Here is a 6,126-nt window from a genome sequence, read left to right on the forward strand (position 1 = left end):
TTCCTGCGGCGCGCCGGCACCCTATGAAATGCGCGACCGGTTCAATTTCGCCTCGGGCGAAAAGATCATGGAGCTGATCGCCAGAAATATCCGGCCGCGCGACATCGTCACGCTGAAGGCGCTGGAGAATGCGGCGACCGTGGTCTCGGCTACCGGCGGTTCGACCAACGCGGCACTGCATCTGCCGGCGATCGCGCACGAGGCCGGCATCAAGTTCGACCTGTTCGACGTGGCCAAGATCTTCGAGAAGACGCCTTACATCGCCGACCTCAAGCCGGGCGGCAAATATGTCGCCAAGGACATGTTCGAGGCCGGCGGCATTCCGCTGCTGATGAAGACCCTGCTCGACCACGGCTATCTGCATGGCGACTGCATGACGGTGACTGGCCGCACTTTGGCCGAAAACATGCAGCACGTTGTCTGGAATGAGCATCAGGATGTGGTCCGCCCGGCCAACAGACCCATTACCCAAACCGGCGGTGTCGTGGGCTTGAAGGGAAACCTGGCCCCCGAAGGCGCGATCGTGAAGGTCGCGGGCATGGCGGAGTTGAAATTCTCCGGGCCGGCACGCTGCTTCGATTCAGAAGAGGAATGTTTCGAGGCGGTGACGCATCGCAACTACAGGGAAGGCGAGGTTCTCGTCATTCGCTACGAAGGACCGCGCGGCGGCCCCGGCATGCGCGAGATGCTGTCGACGACGGCAGCACTCTACGGCCAGGGCATGGGCGGCAAGGTGGCTCTGATCACCGACGGGCGCTTCTCGGGCGCGACGCGCGGTTTCTGCATCGGCCATGTCGGCCCCGAAGCAGCCGTGGGTGGCCCGATCGGACTGCTCAGGGATGGTGACGTGATCTCGATCGACGCGGTGAACGGCACGATCGACGTGGCGTTGTCCGATAGCGAACTGGCGGCGAGGGCAAAGACATGGAAGGCGCGCGCGACCGATTATCAGTCGGGCGCGATATGGAAATATGCACAGACGGTGGGGCCAGCGCGCGATGGCGCGGTGACCCATCCGGGCGGTGCGAAAGAAACACACTGTTATGCGGACATCTGAGTTGTTGAGGTCATCTGTCTTTTCGGCACTGGTCGTGGCCGCCACGTTTGGCGCGACCTTTGGCGCCGTCGGCCAGGCCATGGCCTTCGACGACAAGGTGTTCGACGACAAGACCGGGGTGAAGCCGCAATCGAGCCCCTGGGCGGTCTTCCAGTTCGGCTTCTCCGCCTACAAGAACGGCCACAAGGAGCAGGCTGCCGAGGCCTACAAATACGCCGCCGAAAACGGCCAGATCGGCGCCACCTGGAAGCTTGCCCGCATGTATGCCGAGGGCGACGGCGTGGCGCGCGACGACTATGAGGCGTTCAAGTTCTTCTCCGAGATCGTCGACCAGGATGTCGAGCCCGGCTCGCCCGAGGAAAGCTATGTCTCCGATGCGCTGGTGGCGCTTGGCGACTATTTGCGCACGGGCATTCCCGGCAGCCCGGTCACCGAGAACGAGGTGGCGGCCCAGGAATACTACATGCGCGCGGCTGCCAACTACCGCAACCCGAACGCACAGTTCGAGATGGGGCAGATGTTCCTGAAGGGCGAGGGCGGGGTGAAGGCCAGCGTCAAGCAGGCCGGGCGCTGGTTCCAACTCGCCGCCGAGAAAGGCCATGCCGGCGCCCAGGCGACGCTGGGCCATCTGTTGTTCCAGAGCGGCAAGATCGTTCGCGGCCTGGCGATGATGACGGCAGCGCTCGAACGCGCTTCGCCCGCTGACCAGCCCTGGATCCGCGGCATGCAGGAAGAGGCATTTGCCACCGCCGGCGAGGCCGACCGCCGCACCGCGATCTCGCTGGCCGATGATATCCTCACCAAGGGCAACAACGCGGACCAGTAGTTTTGCTGGCGGCTGAACTGCCGATCTCCCCCACGAAGCGGGAGATTGGCTCAGTTCGCGATCGGCTCCGTCGGCACCATGCTGGGCGCCGGCGTCGAGATCGGCGTGACATGGGGGTGTGGCGCCAGCGTGTTTTCCGGGCAGCTATCCCCGATCTTCGTCCACGAGGTGTTGTTGAGCACCATATCGCAGCGGGCCAGATGGCTCTGCTCGGCCACCGTCAGGCAGGCGACCTGACCGATCTGGTAGGATTTTCCATTGGCCAGGCATTCCTGGTCGGCAAATGCCGTACCAGGAACGGCCATGGCAAATGCCAGGCCAATGGGACAAAGATGAAATCGTGCGCTCATGGAACCCCAGCCGCCATGCTGGTCTGCAATGAACGGCGCGAAATGTGGCGATATGAGGGTTCAGCGCAGACGGGCCCGGCGAGGGTTCTCTCAAGCCGGCTGAAGCGCGAGATCGATCGCCACCGGGACATGGTCGGATGGTTTTTCCCAAGCGCGCACATGCTTTTCGATAGAGGCCGATGAGAATCGGTTGGCGGCTTCCGGCGACAAAAGCAGGTGGTCGATACGGATGCCGTTGTTCTTCTGCCAGGCGCCGGCCTGATAGTCCCAGAACGTATAGGTGTCGCGCGCGTCGGTGACCGCGCGCACCGCCTCGGTGAAACCAAGATTGAGCAGCCGACGGAAGGCCTGTCGCGTCTGCGGCTGGAACAGGGCGTCGCCCAGCCAATTCTCCGGAAACCGCGCGTCGATCGGCTCGGGAATGACGTTGTAGTCGCCGGCGAGCACCAGAGCCTCCTCAAGTCTCAGCCGTTCTTCGGCCCAGCGCTCAAGCCGCGCCATCCAGGACAGCTTGTAAGGAAACTTCTTCTCGTCATCGATCGGATTGCCGTTCGGCAGATAGAGCGAGGCGACACGCAAGGCGCCCTTGTCGGTTGAGAAAACGCCTTCGATGAAACGCGCCTGTTCATCGGCATCGTCGCCGGGCAGGCCCCTGATCACCTCGTCGAAGCGCAGCTTCGACAACAGCGCGACGCCGTTGAAACCCTTTTGGCCATGGGTTTCGACATTGTAGCCAAGCGCCTCGATCTCGGCGCGCGGGAACTGCTCGTCGACCGTCTTGATCTCCTGCAGGCAGACGATGTCGGGTGCGCTCTCGGTCAGCCAATGGGTGAGGTTGCCGATGCGGGCGCGGACACCGTTGATGTTCCAGGTGACGATTTTCATGGCGGTCTCGTGCTGTTCAGTTGGGCTCTTGCGGCGGATGGCGTTCGACGAGGCCGATCGTATTGCCAGCCGGGTCCTTTAGGAAGGCCATCCATTCGCTTTCCCCCGCTGGACCGAACTGGCCGTCCGTGTCGCGATGGACAAGCGTTGGCGGCGCGGTGAAAGGCACGCCGGCGGCAGCAGCCGAGGCATGGAACTGATCAAGGCCCGATATGTCGAGATAGACGGTTCCGGCCGGTACGCCGTCGGTGAACAGCAGCCTGATTTCTCCGGCCATGATGAAGGCGATGCCCGGCGGATCGAAGCGTGCATGGACAGCCATGCCCAGCACGTCGCGCCAGAAAGCCAGCGTCACGTCGAGGTCACGGCCAGCCGACAGCGCGATCTGACGGACCGCACCGATGGCAGGCATTCTATATGGAGAAACTCGTGCCGCAGCCGCAGGAGGCGACGGCGTTCGGATTGCGGATCTGGAACGACTGGCCCATCAGATCGTCGACGAAATCGATCACAGATCCGCCCATATAGACCAGCGACAAATCGTCGATCAGCACCGTGGCTCCGTCCTTCTCGATGGCTACGTCGTCGTCGTTGCGCGTATCGACCAGATCGAACTTGTAGGAAAAGCCCGAGCAGCCGCCGCCTTCGACCGAAACGCGCAGCGCCGTCTTGCCGGCTTCGTTCGAGACAATCCTGGCGATCCGCTTGGCGGCGGCCTCGGTCATATCGACTTTCATGGCAGTCTTGGCATCAGCGCCCATGGGCGTCACCTTGCTTTCGGTTTCACATGATAGGTATGAAGCGCGAGGGGCCAAGTCAACCTGGCTAAGTCAAACGCGGCAGCATCAGCCATGACCAGTGAGTTGGGCGACATCGGATTCGGCTATCGGCCACGCGCCGCCTATGCCTGCGATCCGGCAAACTCGCGCGGGCGGCTGTTCGACGAGGTGGAGAGCCCGACCCGCACGCCATTCCAGCGGGACCGTGACCGCATCATCCATTCGACGGCCTTCCGGCGGCTGAAGCACAAGACGCAGGTCTTCATCGCCCATGAAGGCGACCACTATCGCACCCGGCTGACCCATTCGATCGAAGTGGCGCAGATAGCGCGCGCCCTGGCACGGGCGCTGCGCGGCGACGAGGATCTGGCCGAGGCGGTGGCGCTGGTGCATGATTTCGGCCACACGCCCTTCGGCCACACCGGCGAGGACGCGCTCAACGAGAAGATGGCCGTCTGGGGCGGCTTCGACCACAACGCACAATCGCTGCGCATCGTGACAAGGCTGGAGGCGCGCTACGCCGAGTTCGACGGGCTCAACCTGACCTGGGAAACGCTGGAAGGCCTGGTCAAGCACAATGGGCCGCTGACGGATGCCAACGGCAAGGGTCTGAAAGGGCCGGTGCCACAGGCGATCCGTGATTATTCGCAACTGCACGATCTCGAACTCGACCGGTTCGCCGGCATCGAGGCGCAATGCGCGGCGATCGCCGACGATATCGCCTACAACACGCATGACATCGACGACGGGTTGAGGGCAGGGCTCTTGACGCTGGACATGCTGGAGACGGTTTCGCTGCCGGGAACGATCCTGAAAGGCGTGCGCGAACGCTATCCTTCCCTCGATGCCGTGCGCACCGGCCACGAACTGATGCGGCGGCAGATAACGGCCATGGTCGAGGACGTGATCAGGTCGACGACCGCCAATCTCGATCGCATCAGGCCGCCGAGCGCCGATGCAGTGAGGGCAGCTGGCGAGACGATGGTGGTTTTCTCGGCCGAAATGGCTGCCCTGGAGAAGGAACTGAAGGCCTTTCTGTACAAGCACCTCTACCGGCACGCCGAGGTTATGAGGGTGCGCGCGGATGCCGAGCAGATCGTCAAGGATCTGTTCGACGCCTATTTCGCCGATCCGCGCGCCATGCCGGATGGCTGGCGCGAGGGGCTGGATCGGGCCGATGATCGCATCAAGGCGCGCAGCGTCGCCGACTTCCTGGCGGGTATGACCGACACCTACGCGCTCAAGGAACACCGGCGTTTGTTTGACCATACGCCTGAATTGGGCTAGGGCGGGCTCGATTTTGCCGGCCAACGAGCCGGATTCGCTGCAAAGCCGCCAGAGCCAGACCCCAGAGTCACACAAATGAACATCTTCGCCGATTTCACCGCGCGAATCATAAAAGCCGTCGAAGCGCTTGATCTGAAAGACAAAGACGGCATTTCGCCTGACCTGTCGCGCATTGCCGTTGAGCCGCCGCGCGACGCCAGCCATGGCGACCTGGCGACCAATGCGGCAATGGTGCTGGCCAAGCCGACCGGCCAGAACCCGCGCGCGCTGGCCGAAAGACTGGCGCAGGCGCTGCGCGACGACAAGGATGTCGCGGCAACAGAGGTGGCCGGCCCCGGTTTCGTCAATCTCAGGCTGAAGGACGGCTTCTGGCAGACACATCTGACCGCACTGCTCGGCGAGGGCCGCAACTATGGCCGCTCGATGGTTGGCGGCGGCAGGAAGACCAATGTCGAATATGTCTCGGCCAATCCGACCGGACCGATGCATGTCGGCCATTGCCGGGGTGCTGTCGTCGGCGATGCACTTGCCAATCTGATGGCCTTCGCCGGTTACGACGTGACCAAAGAATACGTCATCAACGACGCCGGCTCGCAGATCGACGTGCTCGGCCGTTCCGCATTCCTGCGTTACCGCGAAGCGCTGGGTGACGACATCGGCGAGATTCCGAGCGGGCTTTATCCGGGTGATTACCTGGTGCCAGTTGGTCAGGCGCTGGTCGCGGAATTCGGCCGCTCGCTGCTGCAGATGCCCGATGACGAGGCGCTCGCCATCGTCAAGGATCGCACCATCGATGCGATGATGGCGATGATCCGCGAGGACCTGGCGATGCTCAACGTGCATCACGACGTGTTCTTCTCCGAGCGCACGCTGCACGCCGACAATGCCAGGAAGATCCGATCCGCGATCAACGATCTGACGCTGAAGGGCCATATCTACAAG

At 62.9% G+C, this 6,126-nt stretch carries 8 protein-coding genes; 4 read left to right on the forward strand and 4 right to left on the reverse strand.

The features are described 5' to 3' along the window. Positions 1–1,057 (forward strand): dihydroxy-acid dehydratase (locus EN884_RS21920; RefSeq protein WP_206617617.1); only part of this gene is annotated, 1,057 nt, incomplete at its 5' end. Next, positions 1,044–1,883: a tetratricopeptide repeat protein gene (locus tag EN884_RS21925; RefSeq protein ID WP_013531284.1), complete on the forward strand. Its 840-nt coding sequence runs from the start codon at positions 1,044–1,046 to the stop codon at positions 1,881–1,883. The genes EN884_RS21920 and EN884_RS21925, both read left to right, overlap by 14 nt. 50 nt (positions 1,884–1,933) lie before the next feature. On the opposite strand, the gene EN884_RS21930 is transcribed toward EN884_RS21925, so the two are convergent. The 4 genes from EN884_RS21930 to erpA form a co-directional block, all read right to left on the reverse strand. Continuing rightward, the gene (locus tag EN884_RS21930) at positions 1,934–2,188 is read right to left on the reverse strand and encodes a hypothetical protein (protein WP_244506831.1); all 255 of its coding nucleotides are present in this window, start codon (positions 2,186–2,188) and stop codon (positions 1,934–1,936) included. 135 nt (positions 2,189–2,323) lie between these two features. Next, a complete protein-coding gene (gene xth / locus EN884_RS21935) occupies positions 2,324–3,118 on the reverse strand; it encodes an exodeoxyribonuclease III (protein WP_013531286.1) in 795 nt (264 codons plus the stop codon). 16 nt (positions 3,119–3,134) lie between these two features. Next, the gene (locus tag EN884_RS21940) at positions 3,135–3,530 is read right to left on the reverse strand and encodes a VOC family protein (protein WP_013531287.1); all 396 of its coding nucleotides are present in this window, start codon (positions 3,528–3,530) and stop codon (positions 3,135–3,137) included. Position 3,531: 1 nt separating this feature from the next. Then, positions 3,532–3,879: an iron-sulfur cluster insertion protein ErpA gene (erpA, locus tag EN884_RS21945; RefSeq protein ID WP_013531288.1), complete on the reverse strand. Its 348-nt coding sequence runs from the start codon at positions 3,877–3,879 to the stop codon at positions 3,532–3,534. Between the two features lie 90 nt (positions 3,880–3,969). On the opposite strand from erpA, the gene EN884_RS21950 reads away from it, so the two are divergent. Then, positions 3,970–5,184 carry a deoxyguanosinetriphosphate triphosphohydrolase gene (locus EN884_RS21950; protein ID WP_024503844.1) on the forward strand — a complete coding sequence of 405 codons (1,215 nt, stop codon included), beginning with the start codon at positions 3,970–3,972 and terminating at the stop codon, positions 5,182–5,184. A gap of 75 nt (positions 5,185–5,259) precedes the next feature. After that, positions 5,260–6,126: arginine--tRNA ligase (gene argS / locus EN884_RS21955; RefSeq protein ID WP_128360732.1), on the forward strand; the 867-nt coding region annotated here is incomplete at its 3' end.

The organism is Mesorhizobium sp. M7A.F.Ca.AU.001.01.1.1 (assembly GCF_004022735.1).
Classification (GTDB): Bacteria; Pseudomonadota; Alphaproteobacteria; order Rhizobiales; family Rhizobiaceae; genus Mesorhizobium; species Mesorhizobium ciceri.